Annotated in this window: 21 protein-coding genes; 14 read left to right on the top strand and 7 right to left on the bottom strand. The window is 40.3% G+C overall.

The features are described 5' to 3' along the window. Nucleotides 1–63 precede the first annotated feature (63 nt). From MFF31_RS24740 to MFF31_RS24715, 6 genes are all read left to right on the top strand, one after another. Nucleotides 64–366: a hypothetical protein gene (locus MFF31_RS24740; RefSeq protein WP_238191890.1), complete on the top strand. Its 303-nt coding sequence runs from the start codon at nt 64–66 to the stop codon at nt 364–366. A 384-nt stretch (nt 367–750) separates the two neighbouring features. Continuing rightward, nucleotides 751–1,710, top strand: coding sequence for a polysaccharide deacetylase family protein (locus MFF31_RS24735; RefSeq protein WP_238191888.1), 960 nt, complete (start codon nt 751–753; stop codon nt 1,708–1,710). A gap of 26 nt (nt 1,711–1,736) precedes the next feature. Next, the gene (locus tag MFF31_RS24730; protein ID WP_238191886.1) at nt 1,737–3,191 is read left to right on the top strand and encodes an FG-GAP repeat domain-containing protein; all 1,455 of its coding nucleotides are present in this window, start codon (nt 1,737–1,739) and stop codon (nt 3,189–3,191) included. Between the two features lie 19 nt (nt 3,192–3,210). Continuing rightward, the gene (locus tag MFF31_RS24725; protein WP_238191884.1) at nt 3,211–4,035 is read left to right on the top strand and encodes a response regulator transcription factor; all 825 of its coding nucleotides are present in this window, start codon (nt 3,211–3,213) and stop codon (nt 4,033–4,035) included. After that, complete coding sequence (locus tag MFF31_RS24720; protein ID WP_238191882.1) at nt 4,032–5,441, top strand: sensor histidine kinase; 1,410 nt, start codon at nt 4,032–4,034, stop codon at nt 5,439–5,441. The genes MFF31_RS24725 and MFF31_RS24720 overlap by 4 nt, the downstream gene beginning before the upstream one ends. A gap of 329 nt (nt 5,442–5,770) precedes the next feature. Beyond that, the gene (locus tag MFF31_RS24715) at nt 5,771–6,604 is read left to right on the top strand and encodes an alpha/beta hydrolase (RefSeq protein WP_238191880.1); all 834 of its coding nucleotides are present in this window, start codon (nt 5,771–5,773) and stop codon (nt 6,602–6,604) included. 61 nt (nt 6,605–6,665) lie between these two features. On the opposite strand, the gene MFF31_RS24710 is transcribed toward MFF31_RS24715, so the two are convergent. The 3 genes from MFF31_RS24710 to MFF31_RS24700 are packed head-to-tail and all read right to left on the bottom strand — an operon-like array spanning nt 6,666 to nt 10,412. Further along, nucleotides 6,666–7,820: a Ger(x)C family spore germination protein gene (locus tag MFF31_RS24710; protein ID WP_238191878.1), complete on the bottom strand. Its 1,155-nt coding sequence runs from the start codon at nt 7,818–7,820 to the stop codon at nt 6,666–6,668. Continuing rightward, the gene (locus tag MFF31_RS24705) at nt 7,817–9,316 is read right to left on the bottom strand and encodes a spore germination protein (protein ID WP_238191876.1); all 1,500 of its coding nucleotides are present in this window, start codon (nt 9,314–9,316) and stop codon (nt 7,817–7,819) included. The genes MFF31_RS24710 and MFF31_RS24705 overlap by 4 nt, the downstream gene beginning before the upstream one ends. Next, a complete protein-coding gene (locus tag MFF31_RS24700) occupies nt 9,297–10,412 on the bottom strand; it encodes a GerAB/ArcD/ProY family transporter (protein WP_238191874.1) in 1,116 nt (371 codons plus the stop codon). Before MFF31_RS24700 ends, MFF31_RS24705 begins: the two co-directional genes overlap by 20 nt. Nucleotides 10,413–10,582: 170 nt before the next feature. Between MFF31_RS24700 and MFF31_RS24695 the strand changes: the two genes are divergently transcribed. From MFF31_RS24695 to MFF31_RS24685, 3 genes are all read left to right on the top strand, one after another. Next, the gene (locus MFF31_RS24695; protein WP_238191872.1) at nt 10,583–11,671 is read left to right on the top strand and encodes a DUF3048 domain-containing protein; all 1,089 of its coding nucleotides are present in this window, start codon (nt 10,583–10,585) and stop codon (nt 11,669–11,671) included. A 254-nt stretch (nt 11,672–11,925) separates the two neighbouring features. Continuing rightward, entirely contained in the window at nt 11,926–12,537 is a 612-nt protein-coding gene (locus MFF31_RS24690) for a DUF47 domain-containing protein (protein ID WP_238191870.1), read from the top strand. A gap of 24 nt (nt 12,538–12,561) precedes the next feature. Next, complete coding sequence (locus MFF31_RS24685; protein ID WP_238191868.1) at nt 12,562–13,557, top strand: inorganic phosphate transporter; 996 nt, start codon at nt 12,562–12,564, stop codon at nt 13,555–13,557. Nucleotides 13,558–13,670: 113 nt separating this feature from the next. Here MFF31_RS24685 and MFF31_RS24680 read toward each other — a convergent pair whose 3' ends face one another. Next, nucleotides 13,671–14,246 carry a hypothetical protein gene (locus tag MFF31_RS24680; RefSeq protein WP_248565571.1) on the bottom strand — a complete coding sequence of 192 codons (576 nt, stop codon included), beginning with the start codon at nt 14,244–14,246 and terminating at the stop codon, nt 13,671–13,673. Between the two features lie 221 nt (nt 14,247–14,467). Between MFF31_RS24680 and MFF31_RS24675 the strand changes: the two genes are divergently transcribed. The 4 genes from MFF31_RS24675 to rlmD are packed head-to-tail and all read left to right on the top strand — an operon-like array spanning nt 14,468 to nt 18,130. After that, nucleotides 14,468–14,758, top strand: coding sequence for a YerC/YecD family TrpR-related protein (locus tag MFF31_RS24675; protein WP_238191866.1), 291 nt, complete (start codon nt 14,468–14,470; stop codon nt 14,756–14,758). Nucleotides 14,759–14,773: 15 nt separating this feature from the next. Beyond that, a complete protein-coding gene (locus MFF31_RS24670; RefSeq protein ID WP_238191865.1) occupies nt 14,774–15,544 on the top strand; it encodes a sirohydrochlorin chelatase in 771 nt (256 codons plus the stop codon). Between the two features lie 30 nt (nt 15,545–15,574). Next, nucleotides 15,575–16,483, top strand: a complete 909-nt coding sequence (locus MFF31_RS24665; RefSeq protein ID WP_238191864.1) for a diacylglycerol kinase — start codon at nt 15,575–15,577, stop codon at nt 16,481–16,483. Nucleotides 16,484–16,525: 42 nt separating this feature from the next. After that, a complete protein-coding gene (gene rlmD / locus MFF31_RS24660) occupies nt 16,526–18,130 on the top strand; it encodes a 23S rRNA (uracil(1939)-C(5))-methyltransferase RlmD (protein WP_238191863.1) in 1,605 nt (534 codons plus the stop codon). A 455-nt stretch (nt 18,131–18,585) separates the two neighbouring features. Here rlmD and MFF31_RS24655 read toward each other — a convergent pair whose 3' ends face one another. The 3 genes from MFF31_RS24655 to MFF31_RS24645 all read right to left on the bottom strand — a co-directional run bounded on the left by MFF31_RS24655 (nt 18,586) and on the right by MFF31_RS24645 (nt 21,822). Continuing rightward, nucleotides 18,586–19,395 carry a hypothetical protein gene (locus MFF31_RS24655; RefSeq protein WP_238191862.1) on the bottom strand — a complete coding sequence of 270 codons (810 nt, stop codon included), beginning with the start codon at nt 19,393–19,395 and terminating at the stop codon, nt 18,586–18,588. A gap of 16 nt (nt 19,396–19,411) precedes the next feature. Then, nucleotides 19,412–20,680, bottom strand: coding sequence for a DNA methyltransferase (locus MFF31_RS24650; protein WP_238191861.1), 1,269 nt, complete (start codon nt 20,678–20,680; stop codon nt 19,412–19,414). A gap of 320 nt (nt 20,681–21,000) precedes the next feature. Beyond that, on the bottom strand, nt 21,001–21,822 hold the full coding sequence (locus MFF31_RS24645; protein ID WP_238191860.1) for a tyrosine-type recombinase/integrase: 822 nt from the start codon (nt 21,820–21,822) through the stop codon (nt 21,001–21,003). A 330-nt stretch (nt 21,823–22,152) separates the two neighbouring features. On the opposite strand from MFF31_RS24645, the gene MFF31_RS24640 reads away from it, so the two are divergent. Next, nucleotides 22,153–22,383, top strand: coding sequence for a hypothetical protein (locus tag MFF31_RS24640; RefSeq protein WP_248565570.1), 231 nt, complete (start codon nt 22,153–22,155; stop codon nt 22,381–22,383). Nucleotides 22,384–22,424 lie beyond the last annotated feature (41 nt).

Here is a 22,424-nt window from a genome sequence, read left to right as displayed (position 1 = left end):
ATGTAATTTTTGAAGAAACTTATTTTATAGATTTTTATGTGGACAAAGAGATGATCGGAGGGGATGGCAAATGGTTATTATGTCTTTAAAGAAAAAAAATGCAGTGGTGGCGTCTGCTATCCAGACTATATGATGGATAAAATAGTAGGATTATTTTTTATAGGACTAAGTGCGTTACTATTAATTGCTCAAAAAGGTATCCATTATGTAACTGCAGCAATACTTACTGTTGCTAAGCCTGCAGGATCATATGACTTTAATTTTGATAAAATTGAAACACCTTTCTCTAGTAATTTTATTATCATTTCTTTAATTATCGGAATTGCTTTTTTATTGTCCGGTTATATTAAGAAGAACAAAAAGTGATATGAATCAGTAATAAAGTTTTTCTTCATCCCTTTAAATCTCATAAAAAGTTCAGAGGAATTTAGAATTTGACTTGCTCTGCTGCCAGCGCTCTCCGATACTCAATTGGAGAGCGCTGTTCGAGTTTAGCCAGAAAATTTTATTTTCGGTAAATAACTTTCACCCCTTGAAAATAATTGTAGTTTTCAGCTTGGCATCACTTTTCAATTTATATAAATGAACAGGGGCTGTCTTAGTGGTAGTATAAACTACTTTTGAGGCAACTTTTTTGTTGTTTAAGGGAAGTTTTCGTCTGATGAGCACGAAACATGTTACTAATTTGTAACTCTCTGAAACTACTATTCCGTTAAGATTAATCTATTAGCGGAATAGAAGGTGATTCAGATGGAATTTGCAAAAAAACGTCGTCGTAGAATGGCATTGTTTATCGTATTTGCAGCAGTATTGTTATGGGTAGGTGGCTGCGCTGCTGGTCAATCAGTTGGTTTGTCTGCATTAATACCTATGGCGGAGAAAGAGACATCAGCAAAAGAAGATTTAGTTGGTGGTGTAGTAGAAGGTAATGTCGATGGCGATAACTATCCTATCAGCGTACCAGACAGCCACAAAGAAAAAGAAACGACTGAACCAAGTGGCAACAAAGATAAAGATACTGGTTCTGAAAATGAAATTAAACCTGATGTTGAAACCGATGGTAATGGTGGATCAGAATCATCAATTATTGAAAAGAAACCGCCAACTGAAGAAACAATTAAGCCAAATCAAAATGAAAAGCAAGTAGCATTAACCTTCGACGACGGACCTGATACCCGATATACGACAGCTATTTTGGATATATTAAAGGAAAAAGGTGTTAAAGCTACGTTTTTTGTAGTTGGAACACAGGTTGAGAAGTATCCAGACATCTTGAAACGTATGGTAGATGAAGGACATTCCATAGGAAATCATTCTCAAACACATAAAGATTTAAGAAAACTATCTAAGTCGCAAATTTTATCCGAGATCGAAAAAACGGATAATGCTATAGAAAATGTTTTAGGATATAAGCCATCTATGTTCCGTGCCCCGTATGGCGCTCTTTCGAACACGGTTATGAGAGTACTCAAGGAAAAGGATCAACAACATATTGGATGGACTGTTGATACACGTGATTGGGCAGGCACATCGGTGGAAGACATGCGTGACATGATTCGTAATGAAACAAAGCCAAATGGTATAATATTAATGCATTCCTTCGGAGGCAAACATATTATTAATACAGTAAATATGCTTTCCGGTGCTATTGATGATCTAGAGGAGCGCGGATATTCGTTTGTTACGGTAGAAGAGTTACCAACGACATAAGGGTTTTAGAGTGGAAGGAGTAGTGCATGTTGAAGCGGAAGCAGTCTCTTTATTCCATTTTCCGACTGGGGAATAAGGTTCAAATGAGAAATCTAATTTTCGCATTGCTTGTTATTCCGCTTATTGCTTCTGGGTGCAGCTATACGGCTGCACCTGCTGATTTATTGCAGAAGCCTGCAATTGCAGCTGATAAGGAGAAACTGTCGGCGTCTATTATGAAGGCTCTTCCTAACTATAGTGTACTGATGGTTCCTGAACAAGACGATTATAAAGAAGCGATACGTTTAATCGATTTGGATAATGATGGAACAGAAGAAGCGGTTGTGACTTATTACAACGAGTACAGTACACCAGAAATAATGGTGATGAAACAAAGTGAAGATGGTTGGAGGCAGTCTGTCGTAATCGAACAATCATTAGCGAGAGATATCGCATGGTTTAAGCTTATTGATTTAGATAAAGATGGTAAGACGGAATTTCTCACTGGATGGATCGGCGGATTTGATAGTCCGAATGTATTAGAGGTCTACTCTTATAAGTCGAAGGCTGTTCGAAATGAAAAGGGCAGATGGACGCTGCCGCCAGCTCGCTCATTGCCTTATTATTTGGTTGATGTTGGGGAAATAGATGGAGACAATTTAACGGATATTGCAGTTGTTACAGAAATAGGTAGCAGTGGTGAGATCGCTATTCCGACGTACTATCTATCGGTGTATACGTGGAGTAATAACGATATGAAGAAGCAATTAAAACTACAGCTTCCGGAAGGCGTTAATTCTTTCGAGCGTATGTTAATTGGGAGTATATCGGAACGCCATCAAGGAATCGTTCTTGAAGGAAATACAGGTGCCCATAGCATGCTGACATATATGTACGCCTGGGAGAACAATAATTTAAGCTTAGTTTATCCTGATAGATCATTAGGACATGAAGGTTTTAGCGGAAAACCTACAATGAGTGAAGATATAAATAACGATGGTATTATTGAATTGCAATGGGTACGTGAGGCTCCGGGATATTCAGATATTTCATACGCTGAAACAACTTGGATTAATGAGTGGATACAGTGGGATGGGGAGAAGCAGTTTGTAAAAGTAGCTGAGCAGTATCTCGAATATACTTATGGGGTTAAAGTCAATATTCCTGAATCGTGGCGAGATCGATATACGATGCGCAAGCCTCCTGATTCATCATATGGCATCGTAACGTTTGAATACTGGAATGCTGAGCAAAAAATATCGGCAGATCTTGCGACAATTTACGTCGTTCCAGTAAAACAATGGAAAGCAGTCGAGTCTGTATGGCATGAAGAGCAGCGACCGTACCGAGCATTAGCATCTGACAGCGGCAATATGTATGTTGTTTCATTCGAGAAAGAAGCTCCTACGGAGTTGCCGGATAAATGGAAGGCTGATTTTGAGGACATGCTTAAGGTTGAATCTGAATTTCCTTCTTATTTTGAAATTGAACATGAAGAATGATGAGTGGCGGTGACTAATAGTGCGGATTCTATTACTGGAGGACGAGGAGTCAATTAGGGGATTCGTTCGAATTAATTTGAAGCGTAATGATATGGAAGTAATTGAAGCGGAGAATGGTGAGGACGCTATTGCTTTTGCACAATCTGAAGGTCCATTCGACATCGCCTTATTAGATGTTATGCTTCCAACGATTAGTGGCTTTGAAGTATGTGAACAACTCCGAGAACGCTTTCCCCGGATGGGAATCATTATGTTAACAGCAAAATCGCAAGAAGAGGACAAAATTCTTGGACTAGAGCTTGGTGCAGATGATTATGTACAGAAACCATTTAGCCCTGGCGAGCTAATCGCTCGCATTAAATCATTGTATAGAAGAATGAATGCGGAGCCACAAACGATCACTATTACTGAGGGGAATGATATGTCTCATAAAAACATAGAGGCTCCCCTAGATATAACAACTGGACAAACTAACAATCAGCCATCAGAGCTGGGTTCGGTTAATAATAGCGTGTCGTCTGCTTCCAGTTCAACGGAACGATTGAGCGGCCCTTTTCGATTGTCTGTTTCTGAGAGACGATTTTGGAAAAATGAGATTGAGATTATATTAACGCCTACAGAATGGACGCTTGTTCGTCTCCTGATGGAGAGGGAAGGTGAGAGTATTAGCCGTGACCATATTTTGTCTGAGGTGTGGGGAAGGTATTATGTAGGAGATCTTAAGGTCGTTGATGTTAATATTAGAAGAATCAGGCAGAAGATCGAGATCAATCCATCTGAACCATCGGTTTTGGAAACGGTATGGGGCTATGGTTATCGGTGGAAACGGAGCGTGTCTGGGTGAGAAGCGTACAAACAAGAATGGTATGGAGTTACCTTCTTCTTATTGTGCTTGTCGTCAGCGTTCTTGGTGCAGCATTCGCTGCTCTAATGTGGAATTATTATTATGGAAGCGCCAAAAGCTCCGTTGAGCAGCGTGTAGAAACGGCTATTTCTCTGCATAATCGTTCTTTGTCATCGCAAACACTGCAGGATCAAGCTGATTATTTGCTTAATTATATGGTGGAGAGCGGCACAACACGGATCCAGCTTCTAAACAGTAATGGAGAAATTAGAATCGATTCAGATGGGTTTTCCCCTAATATTCGTTATTCAACCGGGGATGTTAAAACGGCCATGAATGGATATAAAGGTAGTTGGACTGGCGAAGATCCTTACTTTGGTGAACGTGTCATCTCTGTAACAGTACCACTTTGGAATGAGGCTAGAGTCGTATCTATGCTCAGATATACGTCTTCGATTGAGCGTGTAGACAATATGGTTCAGAAGATTATACAGATGGCTACAATTGTAGGCTTTGCTGTTGTGTTACTATTTCTTGGACTTAGTATTGTACTTGCTCAGCGAATCGTTAAACCCATTCAAGAACTAACGCGAGTTGCCCGTTATATGGCTGAAGGCGACTGGACAAGAAGGGCAAGTAAACGAGGCGATGATGAAATCGGACAATTAGCCGAAACCTTTAATGTCATGGTGAGTGAGCTTAACAAACGTGAAAAGCTGAAAAATGATTTTATATCGTCTATTTCCCATGAACTTCGTACACCACTCACATCTATTAAAGGTTGGAGCGAGACACTAAAGGAAAGTGAACCAACGGACGATGATGAGGAAGTGAAGCTTGGACTATCGATTATTAGCAAAGAAACGGAGCGTTTATCGGGGCTTGTGGAAGACTTGCTCGATTTCTCTAAGCTGTCGGAGCGGAAGATGGAACTACATACAGAGATGCTTGACTTAAATGGCCCTGTGAAAGAAACAGTTCATCAATTGGCAGTAAGAGAAGAAGGCACAAAAGTTCGATTGCTGGCAACTTTGGAAAGCAGTCCGATTCTAGTACAAGGAGATGCAAATCGTCTTAAACAGGTCATTATCAATTTGATCGATAATGCTTTCAAGTTTACTGCTGCAGGAGGAACTGTTCGAGTGACTACTGCTGTAAGCGCTGAAGGAGCTGTTGTGACTGTAACAGATACAGGAAGCGGAATAACGGAGGAAGATCTCCCTTTTGTCATGGACAAGTTCTACAAGTCAAGCAACAGCTATGGAGGATCTGGTCTGGGACTCGCTATTTGTAAAGAAATTGTTGAACTTCATGGCGGTGAAATTACGATTAATAGTGAACGTGGAATCGGAACAACGGTGAAGGTTATGCTGCCTATTCTTTGTAAAACAGAAGCTTCCGATTAATGATAACGAAAACAACGGCAATAACTGCACCCGATGCCAACATGATAGACAACCAATTTTCAGTTAACCAAGCAATCCAAGTGGGCATATAATGTCCTCCTTATATGCTGGATCTCTATTAGAGGTTCAGCTTTTGTGTTTAGTTTAGTCCCTTTATTTTGCTCATCTTTGCGTCTGTTATGCGGATTATATTGTAGAATACCAAGTGAAAATGTGATGGTAAGCATAGGTGCTAAAGATTGACAGCTTATTGAAACGATGTTACTATAATATTAATTCATAGTATACACATAGGAATTATCGAATATAAAATTGTGGAGGCTGTACCGATGGAGAGACAATTAACGCTAAAGCATGATGGGCTAAATCTTGCGGCTACACTTCATTATCCAGCGCATGACAGTAATACTGAAACTACTAAAGATTCAGGGAAGAAACAAGCGATCATTATTTGCCACGGGTTTATTGGAAGTCGAATCGGTGTGGATCGCTTGTTCGTAAAAACTGCTAGAGCTTTAGCTCAGCAAGGCAACTATGTTATTCGGTTTGATTATGGCGGTTGCGGTGAAAGTGACGGGGATTATGGTTCTCTTGGATTTGATTCTATGGTGGATCAGACTAGAACCGTTATTGATTATATAACAGATATGGAGTGTGTTGATCCGCATCGCATCGTATTACTCGGTCACAGCTTGGGCGGTGCAGTAGCAATTATGACGTCTGTCAAGGATAAGCGTGTAAAAAGACTTGTTTTATGGTCTCCAGTTGCTTACCCCTATAATGATATTGTTCGAATAGTCGGTAGAGACAGTTATGATGAAGCAATAAAGACTGGCAAAACGGATCATGTTGGATATACACTGAAACCAATCTTTTTCGATTCGCTCATGCAGCATCAGCCTTTTCAATCAGCGACACGATTTGGCGGAGAAGTGTTTATTGTTCATGGAACAAGTGATGATCTTATACCTGTCGATTACAGCTTCTTGTATCAAAAAGTGTTTTGGACACGGAGTGAAGGTTTATGCGATAAAGAAATTATTTTTCAAGCGAATCATACGTATTCCAGCAGTGTTCACCAAGAGGAAGCGATACGTGTTACTTCCGATTGGCTTTCTGGACTTGATCGTAAGCAACAGGAATGGCATCATTGGTCTATTTAATAATTGGACAATAAGAGATGGCAAGGGACGACGCAGTAGTTAAGTCCTTGCCATTTTTTAATTAAGTTTGTCGCTTATATTTCCCGTTGTAAGGAATGCTGATTTTCACCTCTAATTTCTCTATAGATTTGTTGTGGATGATAAGTTTTTTTCCATTATCCGATAATCGCTTCCATAGTTTTAAATTGTCGTGCCGTAGCACATCCCCCAAATTATATATATCGATCTCGTGTTTAAGTCCTTCCTTGTATACATTCATAATTTGTTTTTTGACTAGATCTTCGGCGATTTGTGTCATTTCATGATAAGGGAGAGGTTCATTATATTCGAACATAGCTCCGCTGTAACTGGTACTGATATGAAATAAGACATCATCCCCTTGGATTACTGCTTTAACCTTTATTTTCGGATCAGAAAGATTGAGATGGGAATATTCAACTCCATCCCGTGCTACATTAAGCGGCGCACGCTTCATTTCTTTATGCATCCATTCAAAGCCAGCTAGCTTTGCTCGGCTTATATAAACTTGTTTTCTGGTTGGAGATTGAAAGTAAGCACCTTTTAACATAAGGAGGGGCATCTCTTTAACTGGTTGTTTCCATTGCTTCTTATTAACCCCGATACTTGGAATATATGATGTAATACCGGGTTCATTATATTGCGCAATGTATTTAAACAAGAGAATCGGCGGTAATATAGAATTTTGATCATAGTTCGGTTTAGGATCATGCAGAATAGAGAAAATAGGTGGTAACTTAAACAAAGAGGTTGTTGATAAAATGTCCTCCATCGATTCCTTTGTTGTGTACAGCCATGTATTGTATCGTATTTCGGGATATCGGTTCAGCATTTCTATGACATGTTTTCCTTGAGCCTTCATGGCTTGTTCTGAAATGATAAGAGATGACAGATGCCCCCAAGCAATTGTGACTTGGGATGTATGATACAGGTCATCAGTAGCTAGATTTAATGTCTTACCATGTCCTTTCCCAAGATCAATAGAAGGACCAGAATCGCCGCCGCTTGCACTGGAATCCGACTTGGCTATCGTCGAAAATTTCAGCAACTGCGCATGCACAATAAACTCGCCCCCTTGATAGTCAATGCCAAGTGCTTTGACATAACCCTTATGTTCAATATCAGAGGCATTCCAACAACCTGACAATGTACAAGCTAAGATTAGGAGCAGCATCGATAATTGAAGGTAGCGCTTCAAGGCTGAGATCCTTTCTTGTTTGGATTTGGTGTTTTTAAATAACTTGGCCTCCGTTTTCTCCACTTAAGCGGCAGTCTGAAAAAGGCGCCTACAACTTCATTTAACTTTAAAGGTGCAGCAGGTGCCAAATATGGAACACCGAATGATTGTGTGTTCGCCAAATAAATGACAAACAGGATGAAGGAAAGAAAAAAACCATACATGCCTAGCATGGCTCCCATGATAAAGGAGGCAAAACGCAATATGATCGTAGTGCTAGTTAGTGATTGATTAACAAGTGTGGAACCGGATACGACTGTGATTGCAGTGATGACAATCATGAGCGGTGATACAAGTCCAGCGCGAATAGCAGCGTCTCCTATAATAAGACCGCCTACAACGGTCAGCGTTTGACCAATCGAGCTGGGCAGCCTTACGCCTGCTTCTCGGAAAAGCTCCATCAGGCACATAATGAAAAACATCTCTAGTGCGGATTCCATTGGAAGTCCATGTCTCCCCAAAGCGATAGTTGCGAGCAAAGAGTAGGGGACTTGATCAGCATGGAAAGTGCTGAAGGCAATATAGAACCCCGGCAAAAATATAGTTGTCAGCAATCCTGTAAAGCGAAGAACTCGTCCGATATTGGCAGACATAACTGGGAAATAAGAGTCTTCAGGTGATTTCATTAGCAAGAACAAATTGACAGGTGCAATAATCGCTGTTGGATTGCCAGCTACCAAAATGACAAATCGCCCATTCAGCAGACAATCAACTGCGAAGTCGGGCCGACCTGTATAATGTGTTTTGGGAAATAAACCAAATCCGCTAGGTGCCAGTTGCTCTTCTAAATCACCAGTCGTAATGATATGCTCCATACGAATGTGATCAATCTTGTTGCGTATATGGTCAATTGTTTCTGAATCTGCAATTGTTCTCATATAAAGCAGTGCAACCTCTGTCAATGTTTTGGTGCCTACAGTGAAATATTCGCATGCTAGCGTGGATGTTTTTAATCGCTTTCTAATGAGTGAAACATTGATACATAATTCCTCGATAAATCCATCCTTTGGTCCACGGATCGAAATTTCTGTTGCCGATTCCTGCGGCATGCGGCTAGGGACTTTTGCAATATCAATCGTCCAAATGGTTTGCAAAGTGGGCAAGCAAAATAACAAATGTCCTTCAAATACGTGGGAGGCGAGTACATTTGAATCTATTTTGTTTCTTTGGAAATCATAAGCAGTCCATCTTAATGGCACTTCGCGATTAATATCTTCTCTCCGAATGAACTTTGTTTTTTCATATCCTTTGTGAAGCTCTGGCAATATGGATTCATTAAAAACAGTTGTTATCAGCATTCCGCTGCAATAGATGAATATGGAAGGCACAGTGGCTGATGGTGAGCCGAAATGTTGTGTAGTAATAATTACGTCATCGCTAAATTTGAACCAATTGCGCAAAATATGCTCATCAAAGTATGAAATTTGTTCCATATCATCATCTTTTGGAGGCTCCATTTGTAGATTTCTCCTTTCGTTTCTCACGTGTAACTAAAGTTGCGATTGCTAACAAAAAAGTAATTCCAACGACATAAACAAATAATCCTGGCATATGATAACGCTGCAAATAAGTAAGTGTTTGATCATCTCGCCATGGTTGATAAGCGATAATTGCCATAACAAGCGTTACAATAGTTAATCCAAGTAGACGACGTTGTGGCTTTCGAATATCAAGCATATCTACAACTAGATAAAGAGCTATAGAGATACGGGTAAAAGAACCACAGAGCCACTGATAAATGGACATAAAATCTACATGTTGAAGCAGATCGCCCAGACTTATTATTTTCCACTGTTCAAAAGCAGTATGCCTCTGCTTCGCAGCCTCATCCGGTCCAAACTCCGTTATAGCACCAATTATAGGTCCAATGGTCATGCTAATTAAAAAGATGCCCAATATAATCAAATGCCATAATTTCATTTTGCTCTTTAATTCATGCTGAAACAGAATTAATATCCATGTTTCCAATAGACCAGCAATAACATAGAATGCACCCTTCCAAACAGGCATCCAGCCTTCATTCAAAATAGGAAACATGAGACTGTAATCTTTATATTTTACATTTGAAATCGAGACGAAGTAACCGAGCAGAATGACTAACGGCAGCAAGACGCTTGATGTTAATGCAATGGAGCGGATCCCTCCATACGCAGCTAATAATGCGATAGCTGCACCCGTTAATATAGTTACCATATAGGGTGTTTCAAATATAAATGTTGTTGATATCCACATTGAAGTATCCTGCAATGTATAGGTGCCAGAAATTAAGAGAACAAGAGCAGCAGACAATCGGAATATCCAAGCGGTTACGACGCCGAATTTTCTATGTATCCAATCAGGTAGCCTTTGCCCTTTTATTTGCTTCATGATGCCAAAGACAGTAATTAACCAAAGTAAAAAGAGTGGCGCTGCTATAATGACCGAAAGCCAAGAATCACGCCCCGATATCCCCAAAATGACGGGAATTGACATCACGTGAGAAACAAGACCAGCACTTAATATTACAATTGAAAATGACATCCAAATACTAATTGAAGTGCTCCCTCTGCTCATTACAATCACCTCGTTCCAATGGGAGATAGAGATAATATGTGCAGCTTTTGGAATTTTAATCGAGTTCTAGAGAATTTATATCGAGACAACACTAGGGCAACTATGATTAAATTAAATAGAGAGTGAAAGCGGCTTCAGTTGCATCTAATAATCTAGCAGAGGAGAATTTCATGAATAGGAGATTGCGAGTATGGGTGTCAATAAGCATAGTTTCTATTTTTCTTATCCTAAGTGCATGCAGCGGTGGAAAGGACGCTAAGATCGATCCTTCTGCAACAAACGGAGTTACTGAACCTAATGAAACATCCTCAAATGTGGCTGAGCAGACACCACTGCCGTTCACTGCGCCATTGACAGGATTAGGTCGTGAGAAGGAAGCGTTAGACCGTCCGATGGCAATTATGATAAATAATTTCTCTGCTGCTCGTCCGCAGTCGGGCTTGACCGGTGCTGATGTTATATGGGAGGTACTTGCAGAGGGAGGCATTACTAGATTAGTAGCAATATTTCAAAGTACAGATGCACTTACGAATACGATTGGCCCCGTCAGAAGTAACAGGGCATATTTAATCGATATAGCTGATAGTTATGGAGCAGTTATGGCTCATGCAGGTGGAAGTCCAGAAGCATACAGCATTCTCAAAAATCAAAAAAAGCCATATCTAGACGAAATTTCGAATGCAGGTACTTATTTTTGGAGAAGTAAAGATCGGAGGGCACCACACAATTTGTACACTGATTTAGAGAAACTCCGTCTAGGCGCTGATAAAAGAGGGTATACCAAAGATCAGCCTTCACCGAAATACATATTTAATCCAGATGGAACAATAACGGGAAGTGTAGAAGCAACTGCAGAGTCAGCGACGGATATTTCGATTAAGTTTCTGATGGATGGTTATAAAGTAGGTTATTTATATGACAGTACAGCAGGACTATACAAAAGGTCTATTAATGGTGAGCCTCATATTGATCTGAATAATAAAGAGCAATTATCTGCTACCAATTTAGTTGTATTTGAAGCAACACATAAGACTCTTGATAATGTTGGCAGAATAAGCGTTGATTTGGAGCGGGGCGGTTCAGCATATTTGTTCCAAAAAGGGAAAAAGATCGACATCGAATGGGTTCGTAGCCCTGACGGAATGATTCGATTCAGCAAAGATGGGAATGAAATATCATTCCTCCCTGGCAAAACGTATATTCATGTCGTACCGAATCAGCCAACAATGTCTGAGCATGTCACATGGGTAACAAATTAAAGCGTTGGCAACACTATGTATGAATGGTTTGGTTTGAATGTTGATAATAAGATTAGCGATGCAAATATGAAGATTACATGAAACAGACATCTTTTTTCGACAAAAACCGAGTTTATTATGAATTTTACTTGTTATCGTTGAAAAAATATGATTAAATTTGATGGATGTTTACACAGCGTTAACAATTGCATTGTAAACTGATTCATGTAAGTGGCAAGGACAACTAAATTTTGTAGTCGATAAAGGGGATTGACATGTTTAAGAAAAAAGATATTTTCTTCAAAACGCTCGAAGAAATGGCAGACACTCTAGTTGAAGCTGTAGAATACTTTGCGAGTGGAGTATCTAATTTGTCGGATGTCTCAGCTTTTGCTAAACGTATGAAGGAACTGGAAAGCAAATGTGACCAGTATACACATACGATCATTAAAGAACTAAACAAAACCTTTATTACACCAATTGAACGTGATGATATTTTGGCACTTACAAAATCACTTGATGATGTACTTGATGGAATTGAAGCATGTGCTTCCCGTTTCGAGATGTACTACATCCGTGAGAAAGATGAATACATCACATTGTTTGCAGATATTATTGTACGTTCGTCGCACCAAATCAAGGATGCGATTTACTTACTAACACAGAAGAAACTTCTTGCTATGCGTGAGCACACCATCGCAATTAATGAACTTGAAAATCAAGCTGATGATGTACTTCGTGTATCCATTACAACGTTGTTCGCTAATGTAAAAGATCCAATTGAGCTCATCAAACGTAAAGAAATTTACGAAAGACTTGAGCAAACGACCGACTATTGCGAAGATGTTGCTAATACGTTGGAATCGATCATTATGCGCAATAGCTAATGTGAAAGGGTAGGAGTCGTCAACATGGAAATATATATTTTATGGATTGTCGTCTTTTTGGCGCTTTCGTTCGATTTTATTAATGGTTTCCACGATACTGCAAATGCGATTGCAACATCTGTTTCTACTCGGGCACTTAAACCAAGAGTAGCAGTACTTATGGCAGCAGTTATGAACTTCTTAGGTGCTATGGCGTTTACTGGCGTAGCAAAAACAATCGGCGGCGGCGTAGCCAATCCTGCTGATTTGGAGTTCGGCGTAGAGATCGTTATAGCAGCGCTTCTTGCAGCGATTGCTTGGAACCTTATAACATGGTGGTTTGGTATTCCATCATCATCTTCACATGCATTGATTGGCTCACTAGCAGGGGCAGTAATTGCTGGTGCAGGAGTAAGTGCTGTTAACAGTGAGGGAATTACCAACATTATGAAGGCACTTCTATTGTCCCCGCTTATTGCGTTTACAATAGGTTTCATCTTCATGTGGATATTGAAAAAAATATTTGCAAACTCTAGTCCGCATCAAATTAATAAGGGATTCCGTTCTGGGCAAGTTATTACAGCTATGTTCCAATCGTTCTCCCACGGTACGAATGATGCTCAGAAAGCGATGGGTATTATCGTATTCGCTCTAGTTGCAGCTGGTGTTCAAGATAATATGGATGTTCCTCTTTGGGTTAAAATTTCCGCAGCAACTGCAATGGCATTAGGAACTTCTGTCGGTGGCTGGAAAATTATTAAAACGATGGGTACAAAAATATTCAAAATCGACCCAGTTAATGGCTTCGCTGCAGATATGGGTTCAGCAATCGTTATTCTTACAGCAACGGCACTACACTTGCCGGTAAGTACGACACATGTTATTACCTCCTCTATCCTTGGTGTAGGAAGTGCAAAACGCTTCTCGGCAGTTAAGTGGAATGTAGCTGGAAGAATCATGATTGCATGGGTTATTACAATTCCGATAACAATGTTACTTGCAATGTTGTTCTTCTGGATTATTAAAGTGCTTTTCCTATAGAATTCGACTTGTATAGATGAACAAAGGACAGCTTCAATCCCAATAGCTAAGCTAAAGGGTGAAGCTGTCCTTCTTGCGTGTTTATGCTCGCAGTTATTAACGTAACCAGAGGGCTATTTTCTAGGTCGATTTCTTCGTCTTCTAGAACCACTACCGTTTTTCGGACCAGTGCTTCCAGAACCAGACTTGCGTTTTTTACGTCTTCTTGGCTTCCATTCTTTATTGGAATCATCATTTGAAGCAGATTTTTTGCCGAAGGAGCCCATAAACACTTTTACAAGTGGGGCAATTTGTGAAACGCTGCTTACAACTTTCTGTACTTTAGTTACAGTAGTTAGTATGCCGTCTAAGCCGCCCATACGATCGACAAATCCTTTTATTTCAGTTAAATTAGCATGGCTGGCCAAATTTGCAAGAGAAAATCCTTTTTTCGGTGTTTCAATGTTTGTTTCAGTCAGTTGATTCGTAGAATGGTGAACGACCGCTGGAAGCAAGCTTTGACTTGGGGAAGTATTTGAAATATGCACTGTCGGAGAAGCCATGTCTCCGTTGTAACCAAAGTTTCCGTGCAAGCCATTATAGGGATGGCCGAGCTGACTTTGGCCTTGACGATGACTGAAACCATCATTTTGCCCATTGCTATGATGGTTGCTTTCACCGGGTGGATAATAATGATTCAAACGGATCACAACCCTTTTTTATAATAGTCTATGGCATAGGCAAACATACGGATTGGACGAATGACCCGGTTTTGCAATAAAATTATAGATGTTGTTTTCCAAGTAACCATCATTCAGTGTTTAGGTTAATGTCATTCTAACTCTCATTAAAGCGTGAATACGGTAATGTTTGAAAAAAAACAGTTAAACCTATACAATGAAAGCAATAGTAATTTTAGGAGTGAATGCATATGCAGCTCAAAAAGCTGAACGATAAAGCGATAGATCAATTATTTGAAGCCGTACTAACTTTAAAATCGGTTGAAGAGTGTTACATATTTTTCGATGATCTTTGCACAGTAAATGAAATACAATCGCTTTCACAGCGACTAGAGGTAGCACGTATGTTAGGTAAGGGAAGTACATATAACCAAATTGAAGCGGAGACAGGAGCAAGTACTGCGACGATCTCTCGCGTGAAGCGTTGCTTGAATTATGGTAATGACGGATACAAAATGTCATTGGAACGTTTAGGCAGATAAGGAGCGATTACCGCTATGAAACCCGGTATCCTTGTTATAAGCCATGGGTCAAGAGAAGCGGAATGGGTGCGACTTGTTGACGAAGCCGTTATGGCAATAGCTAAAAAATTCGAAGCACCTGTTGTTTCGGCTTTTTTGGAAATCGTTGAAGGCAGACTCATTCAGGATGGAATAGATGAGCTTGAGCGACTTGGTGTTACAAAAATGTATGTATTGCCTTTATTTATATCATCGGGAAGTACCCATGTTGATGAAATTGGACAAGCATTCGGTATACCACCGATTTCTGATCTGATAGGTGATCTGGGGCAGTTTCGCTTTATAGCAGATATAACGTATGGCTTGCCTATTGATGATGATGAAGAAATCGCCCAGCTTCTGCTTAACAATATAGCTGAGCTTTCCGAAGAACCCAGTAAAGAAGCGTTGTTGTTAATCGGTCATGGAAGCAAAGAACCAATATTTCATGAACGCTGGGCACTTGGACTTTCTAGGATGGTAGAGCGTGTACGTGAATTAGGCGGCTTCGCAAATGGACAATATGCAATGTTGTTGCCGGATCAAGCATCGGCGAAGCTTATTGCAATGAGGCAAGAACGTGCGGATCAAACCGTCATCGTTGTGCCTTTATTTTTGAGCAAAGGTTATTTCACAAGACATGTCATTCCTTCACGATTAGAGGGACTGGTGTATAAATATAATGGAGAAGCAATGCTCCCCAATTCAGCAATAGAGGGATGGCTTGAGGGGCGTATTTCGAATTGGTTATTAAATATTAGGGAATAGCTACGTTTTATAAGGGGGGTGCCGGTCTGCATGAAACGTGCAAGACTGATCTATAATCCGACATCGGGAAGAGAAGAAATGAAGAGACGTCTCCCCGACATTTTGCAGCGACTTGATCTAGGTGGAATCGAGACGAGTTGCCATGCGACAACTGGTGAAGGTGATGCGATCTTAGCCGCTGCTGATGCAGCTGAGCGGGGTTACGATATGGTCATCGCAGCTGGTGGAGATGGTACGCTTAGTGAAGTGATTAATGGTTTGGCAAATAAGCCAAATCGTCCTCCACTAGGTATTTTGCCAGTTGGTACGACTAATGATTTCGCACGAGCTACAGGCATTCCGAAACATTGGGAATATGCTTGCGATCTTATCATTGGAGGATATACAAGACCCATCGATATCGGAAAAGCGAATGAACGTTATTTTATTAATATCGCTGGCGGTGGTTCGTTAACGGAGCTCTCTTACGATGTCCCTAGTAAGCTGAAGACGATGGTTGGTCAGCTTGCGTATTATATGAAGGGTCTAGAGAAGATGACACGTCTGCGCCCTACAGAACTCAAGATCGTTGCTGAAGGCGTAGGAGAGTTTAACGATGAATTTATGATGTTCCTCATCTGTAACAGCACTTCTGTTGGCGGATTTGAGCGACTTGCTCCTGATTCCAAGCTTGATGATGGTTTATTTGACGTATTATTGATCAAAAAGATGAATATTGCTGAATTTATAAGATTAGTTACATTAGCGCTTCGCGGGGAGCATTTAAGTGATCCGCATGTCATTCATTTGCGGACTGATAATTTGAAGGTGACGACACCGGACTATGTACAGCTTAATCTGGATGGTGATTATGGCGGGGTGCTGCCTTGCCAATTTTCTATGTTGCCTTCGCACTTGCAGCTTTTTGCGGATGAAACGGGAGAATCGACCTATCGTTAAACGAATATACATCAATGCCAGCTAGGAAAGAGCGGAGACAATATGACTAGAAGAAATACAAAAGGCGCTAGAAATGTAAAAGCTGCAAAGCCTGAAACAAATGCGCCATTTCAAAAAAATGAAGAGCTCACGGTCGATATTATCGGTCTGACTCATGATGGAGAAGGGGTAGGCCGCTCAGGCGGCTTTACCCTTTTTGTTCAAGGTGCGCTTCCAGGTGAATCCGCTCGTGTTCGGGTAATGAAGCTTAAGAAGCAGTACGGCTATGCTAAGTTAGTGGAGCTGACTAAAAAGAGTGCGGATCGGCTTGAGCCGCCTTGCGATATTTATAAAGAATGTGGGGGTTGTCAACTCCAGCATTTTGAATACGATGCGCAGCTTGAGTGGAAACGTCAGCATGTTGTAGATAACCTTAAGCGGATTGGTAAACTTGCGGTTGCGGGCGAAGGAAGCGAAAGTGCGCAGGCTGCTGCAAGTATGACTGAAAGTGTAAATGAAAGTACAAGTACAAGTGCAAGTACAAGTGCAAGTACAAGTGCAAGTACAAGTACAAGTACAAGTGCAATTGAAAGTGCAAATGACAGTACAAGTAAAACTGATAGTACAAATGCTGGCATTGTTGTGCATCCTACCATTGGGATGTCAGATCCTTGGCGTTATCGCAATAAAGCAGCAGTACCTGTAGGTGCCAGTGGGGAGAACAATGAGTTGATTGCTGGTTTCTTTGCGCGCGGTAGCCATCGTATTATTGATATGGATGATTGCCTCATTCAGCATAACGATAATGACGAAGTGATCCGTGTTGTAAAGCAAATCGGAAGAGAACTTAGAATACCTCCTTATAACGAAGAAACCGGACAAGGTGTACTCCGCCATGTCATGGCTAGAACAGGCGTAGTAACCGGTGAGATGATGATTGTTCTTGTGACAAATGGCAAGCGTCTTCCAAGACAGCCTGAGTGGATCGAGCATATTCGTGCAGCGCTGCCGAATGTTAAGAGCATTGTACAAAATGTAAATGAGCGGGATACAAACGTAATATTCGGGGACGAGACCCGTGTTCTATGGGGCAGCGACGTTATTTATGATGAGCTGGATGGAATTCGGTTCGCCATCTCCGCACGATCATTTTATCAAGTTAATCCTGCACAAACAGTTGCGCTTTATCGAACAACGGTGGAATATGCTGGGCTAACTGGTGTGGAGAAAGTAATCGATGCTTATTGCGGCATCGGCACCATTTCGTTATTCCTTGCTCGTCAAGCTGGTCATGTATATGGCGTTGAAATTGTTCCCGAGGCGATTGAGGATGCTAAGCGGAATGCGAAGCTAAATGGTATTGAAAATGCTTCATTCGAAGCAGGTCCAGCAGAGGTTGTTATCCCTCGCTGGCGCAAGGAAGGCATCGAAGCTGATGTTATCGTAGTTGATCCTCCACGCAAGGGCTGTGATCCAGCGCTGTTGGATACGATTCTTGAGATCAGACCAGAGAGAGTTGTTTACGTGAGCTGTAACCCATCAACGCTCGCAAGGGATCTACGCGTTCTTGAAGATGGTGGATATAAAACGGTTGAGGTTACTCCAGTGGATATGTTCCCTTGGACGACACATGTGGAGTGTTGCTCACTGTTGGTCAGGAAAGACTAATAGTTGAGATGTATTGGCGGAAATAGTAAAGAGGGGCGATAAGCCCCTCTCTTTTTTTTACCCGAACATGTAAGGTAAAGCAGATATGAATGTTTTTAGAAAAATTAATCCGATAATCGTAATGAAGAATGTGCGTATAATGACCTTTTAGAAAAATTTGGTGCGGAGTAGAGGAGGGTAAACTCTGCCGCAACATCAAACACCAATTCAATCGGCAATGGAGGGGGCTCTTTAGAAGCCCATGCAAGCCCCGTAAGGCATAAACAAAGTATTGTCCTTGCTAAGTAAAAATCAATCCTTATTCAGACCTTCAACGGCTCTTAGCTTGTCTTCTCAGTGAGATTGGAGTAACGCAATATCATGTCTGCTGAACTGTGACTGCTCAGATATGATTGACCGCAATATCTTCATTAGCCCTAACAAGTCCAAGCTTTCAAAGTGAAAGCCTTAAACTCTCATATTTGATCTGGTAGTTCATTATATTTTCTAATTTCTTCTTTGCTAAGGTTATCTGAGCTTACCAACTCATAATGCTTTTCCGTTACCTTTTTCACTTCATCTCCATCCAAAACAAATTCAAACATAGCTATCAAATTATCTTTAATAAACTGTGTAGCAATCGCTCTACAAATCAAATCGGGATATTTACTACGACAAAGGAGTATATCCTGTTCAATTTGAACAACACCAAGCTCGTCACTTCCACCTTTTGCTTGTACAGGGAAAACATATTGCTTCCCTTGTTTATCAATGCCTACATAAATTTCATCTGTTTCAACCTGCCCAATCCCCGGTACGGTTGTTCTTAGATGGTTTTGAAGTGAGTAACACGTAACTCCAGTAAAAATATCTAGTAACCTATTATACCTGACCTTTGTTAATAGAGCTTGTTCATCTGAGAGTGCAAAAAGTTGTACAATACCCGGGGTAGCATCTGGAACTTTTACGTTTAACAACATAGTATCAGGTAAAATCCTCGCCACTTTAGTCGCCACAAAAGCATACTCTCCTCTGCCAACATTTTTAATCACCCATTCCTTATCGGACGGTGCTTTATTCACAATGCTCTCTGGGAGAGCAGTTCTGAATTTAAACGAATATATTACATCCCCTAAATTCTTCGGTAGCTTTATGCCTAAGGTTTCGGCGGTCGTTTCGAAGTCTGTACGCTTAAATTCAACCCTTTCAATACCATCAATATATCTTTCATGAAAAATATATTCGATTATAGCCGAATACCTGTTTTCTGGCTTTACACTTTCCAATCTGCTCAGCTCCTCATTATCCCATCCATGTCAGGATTACTACTTCTTCACGAAGATTATCTTTTGTTACTGTTGAAAGTCTTGTCCTAAACAAATCAATTCTATCGACCTTGTAACCTAGTGTGCTTGCAATATCTGCGATTATTTCACCGGTTTTAATATGGATTCTGAAATAGGAAGCTTGGTCACCCACCACATACGCTAATCTCGCACCCGGTCTTAATATTGGTTTCATTGATTCAAGATGCTTTGCAATGCCACCGAAATATAATTCTACTACACGATGGTAGTATTTTTCAAAACCTGATGTTTTTCCTAGCTCAATTCTTTTGTTCTCAATCTCCCGACTGAGATCTCTGACTAAAATATTATTTTCAATCCAAATTTCATCATTATCGCTAACATATACATTTCTCGTATTTGACCTTAAGAGACGTTCTTTATTTCGTCTTAAATCACTCTTATCTTTAATAAAGCCTAGAATGACTGATTCAAGTCTGGTTGTCCTTGAATAATCCTTTTCATTTGGATATGGTGGTGATGTAATGATTGCGTCAACTGATTCGTTTTGAATCAGCGTATTAATATTTCTTGCATCTCCAAGAATTACCTCAGATTTCACAGCGGACATTCCTTTAAATTGTTTAATATCCCTTACCATTGTTTTAATTTGTTCAAACCACAAACCAACTACGTCAGCGTCTGTCTTTTTGACTCGACTTACTCCGACTTCCGGACCAAATTTAAGATTACTATATGAAAACACTATTTGTTTAGCGAGTGAAATTAAAAGATGATCTGTGAGTTCGTTATCCTTGTACTTCATAATTATTTCTAACAATACGAGTGTTTTGTGTAACGGGATTTGACTAATCGAATTATTAATAATAAGCTTCCCTTGATCTTCGGTTAGTGTTTTATATTCTGCATTATAATTTTGTAAGATATGCTCTGCTTCTTCCGCGATTGTTTTAGATAGCTCAAGCAACTTATCTTCATTAATACTCCAGTTCGTTTTTACTTTAGAAGCAAGGTGAGCAATTTGGTTAGCTTCAATACCAATTGAATTAATCCCCAACTTTTTACACTCAACAAGTGTTGTTCCTGTTCCACTAAAAGGGTCTAATACAGTGTGAGATTTATTCAATCCAAAATCAACCAAATAATTCCTGACTAAATGAGGTGGATATGACAAGACAAATCTGTACCAATCATGAACGGGGGAATCTTCTTCATAGAGCCTATTTAGTTCGACACCTGTTTTATTTTGTTTTGAATATGACATAAGAATCCCTTCCTTTAACAAATTCAGATACATAGGCAATGCCAGTGTACTATAAACACTCTATTATGGACTTTTTATATGTTTATTGTAAAGTAAAATGCTTTGATCTCCTTAGAACTTAACACATTTCTTATTTCAGCAAATCACTTGCTTCCTTTTGGTCCCAACTCATATAAATGAAATTGTTCCCCTTTAATGATGTTATCTTTTCGTACAAAGATTTTTCGAAAATATCATGGCTATCGGAATAAGAAGCAAAGCATTCGCCATTCTCCCATTCAAATATGAGAGATCAGCAATTCAGCTTAATTTTAAATTTATCAGTCATTATAAAGTGCTTCAATAGCCCGGACTTTATCCTCCTCAGTAGGCTTCGAGTAGCGTAGTATCATATCGGCAGAACTGTGACCACTCAAGGATTGAATGACTGCAATATCTTCATTGGCCCTGACAAGTCCTGTTATGAACGTGTGTCGTAGTTGGTGAGCGTGTAGGTCATGTTGTTCTAAAAGATGCTGAACGCTTCTGACGCTGATTCGCTTGTCTCTGTTGCTAATGAACAGGGCTTCGTTATCGTCTGACCGTTCCTCAAGGTGTTTTCTGATAGCCCACCTTGTATCAGCGTCTAAGGGCAATGTACGGGCTTTGTTGCCCTTTCCTGATCTAACTCTCAACTCGCCTTTACGTTCGTTTAAATCAACGTCCGACTTGTCTAGTGCTACAAGTTCCGATACTCTTAAACCTGTATGAAGTAAAGTTTTAACAATGGCGTAGTTACGCTTGTTGCCACTTCTATCTATCTCACGCTCAAGCCGCTTACGCTCAAGCTTGTCTAGGGCTTTCGGGGCGGTCTGCTTATAGTCAGGGGCTTTTATTATGTGGACTTCCTCAATGCAATCCAATTTCTTAGCCCACCGACAGAACTTCTTAATGGCGTTATAGACCTTGTTAATGGTAGCGGCGGTCTTTTTCTTGCTTGCCATGTATGTAATGTACTGCTGAACATCAGTACGACTGAAATTCTCTAAAGTAGTGCCGCAACCGTCAAGCCACTGGCTGAACTGTTGCAGAGCGTGGTGGTAGGTCTTTACTGTTGATTCACTTTTACCACGTAAACCATCACTAATGAACTTGTCTAACATACTTATCTCTCCCTGTAAAATGGGCTTAAATAATTCTGCGCAATATTTTCAGCCCGTTATTTGCACGTTTCGCTCCAATAGAGGATAGTCTTTAGATTAATAATAGCATGGAATTAATATTCCGCGCAATATTTCTACGCAATAAAATTATGATTAAGATTACTTTATTCATTAGGGGAGAGGGATTAAGCCAAGGGGCGGAGCACGAGTAGAATCAGGACGTAAAGCACATGGATTACACGAAAGGTATTTCTAACTTTATCACAAGAACAATGGGAGCAAATTGAATTATCTGGAGAGCCAACGGTAACGGCTTACATTCAGAGTCTTATGAATAAAGTGACTTCAATGAGAAATGAGAATGAGGTCACTTATGAAATAGGTGACCTGAATCATGGAGAGTATCAGAAAGTAAACAGGAAGAAAGTAGAGGGGATTTTGTCTATCGTTGCTTACTACGAGGATTCTGTCACCCCCGAAGTAGTAGAGAATTCTAGAGTCATTCTTACGTGTGCTGTTCCCGAATGGCGGAGACTCAGCAGGAATACAGATATATCCTAGCTTTGTATGTGCTTTTACTGGAAAATGCTTCGGCTCAGTAA

This window comes from Paenibacillus sp. L3-i20 (genome assembly GCF_022180385.2).
GTDB lineage: Bacteria > Bacillota > Bacilli > Paenibacillales > Paenibacillaceae > Pristimantibacillus.
The sequence above is the reverse complement of the archived record's forward strand: the minus strand, read 5'-3'. Positions and strand labels throughout refer to the sequence as shown.

Coding starts and splice junctions, on each gene's coding strand:
- MFF31_RS24740 (WP_238191890.1), top strand. CDS start 64: ATGGCAAATGGTTATTATGTCTTTAAAGAAAAAAAATGCAGTGGTGGC.
- MFF31_RS24735 (WP_238191888.1), top strand. CDS start 751: ATGGAATTTGCAAAAAAACGTCGTCGTAGAATGGCATTGTTTATCGTA.
- MFF31_RS24730 (WP_238191886.1), top strand. CDS start 1,737: ATGTTGAAGCGGAAGCAGTCTCTTTATTCCATTTTCCGACTGGGGAAT.
- MFF31_RS24715 (WP_238191880.1), top strand. CDS start 5,771: ATGGAGAGACAATTAACGCTAAAGCATGATGGGCTAAATCTTGCGGCT.
- MFF31_RS24705 (WP_238191876.1), bottom strand. CDS start 9,316: ATGGAGCCTCCAAAAGATGATGATATGGAACAAATTTCATACTTTGAT.
- MFF31_RS24700 (WP_238191874.1), bottom strand. CDS start 10,412: ATGAGCAGAGGGAGCACTTCAATTAGTATTTGGATGTCATTTTCAATT.
- MFF31_RS24695 (WP_238191872.1), top strand. CDS start 10,583: ATGAATAGGAGATTGCGAGTATGGGTGTCAATAAGCATAGTTTCTATT.
- MFF31_RS24690 (WP_238191870.1), top strand. CDS start 11,926: ATGTTTAAGAAAAAAGATATTTTCTTCAAAACGCTCGAAGAAATGGCA.
- MFF31_RS24685 (WP_238191868.1), top strand. CDS start 12,562: ATGGAAATATATATTTTATGGATTGTCGTCTTTTTGGCGCTTTCGTTC.
- MFF31_RS24675 (WP_238191866.1), top strand. CDS start 14,468: ATGCAGCTCAAAAAGCTGAACGATAAAGCGATAGATCAATTATTTGAA.
- MFF31_RS24670 (WP_238191865.1), top strand. CDS start 14,774: ATGAAACCCGGTATCCTTGTTATAAGCCATGGGTCAAGAGAAGCGGAA.
- MFF31_RS24665 (WP_238191864.1), top strand. CDS start 15,575: ATGAAACGTGCAAGACTGATCTATAATCCGACATCGGGAAGAGAAGAA.
- rlmD (WP_238191863.1), top strand. CDS start 16,526: ATGACTAGAAGAAATACAAAAGGCGCTAGAAATGTAAAAGCTGCAAAG.
- MFF31_RS24650 (WP_238191861.1), bottom strand. CDS start 20,680: ATGTCATATTCAAAACAAAATAAAACAGGTGTCGAACTAAATAGGCTC.
- MFF31_RS24645 (WP_238191860.1), bottom strand. CDS start 21,822: ATGTTAGACAAGTTCATTAGTGATGGTTTACGTGGTAAAAGTGAATCA.
- MFF31_RS24640 (WP_248565570.1), top strand. CDS start 22,153: ATGAATAAAGTGACTTCAATGAGAAATGAGAATGAGGTCACTTATGAA.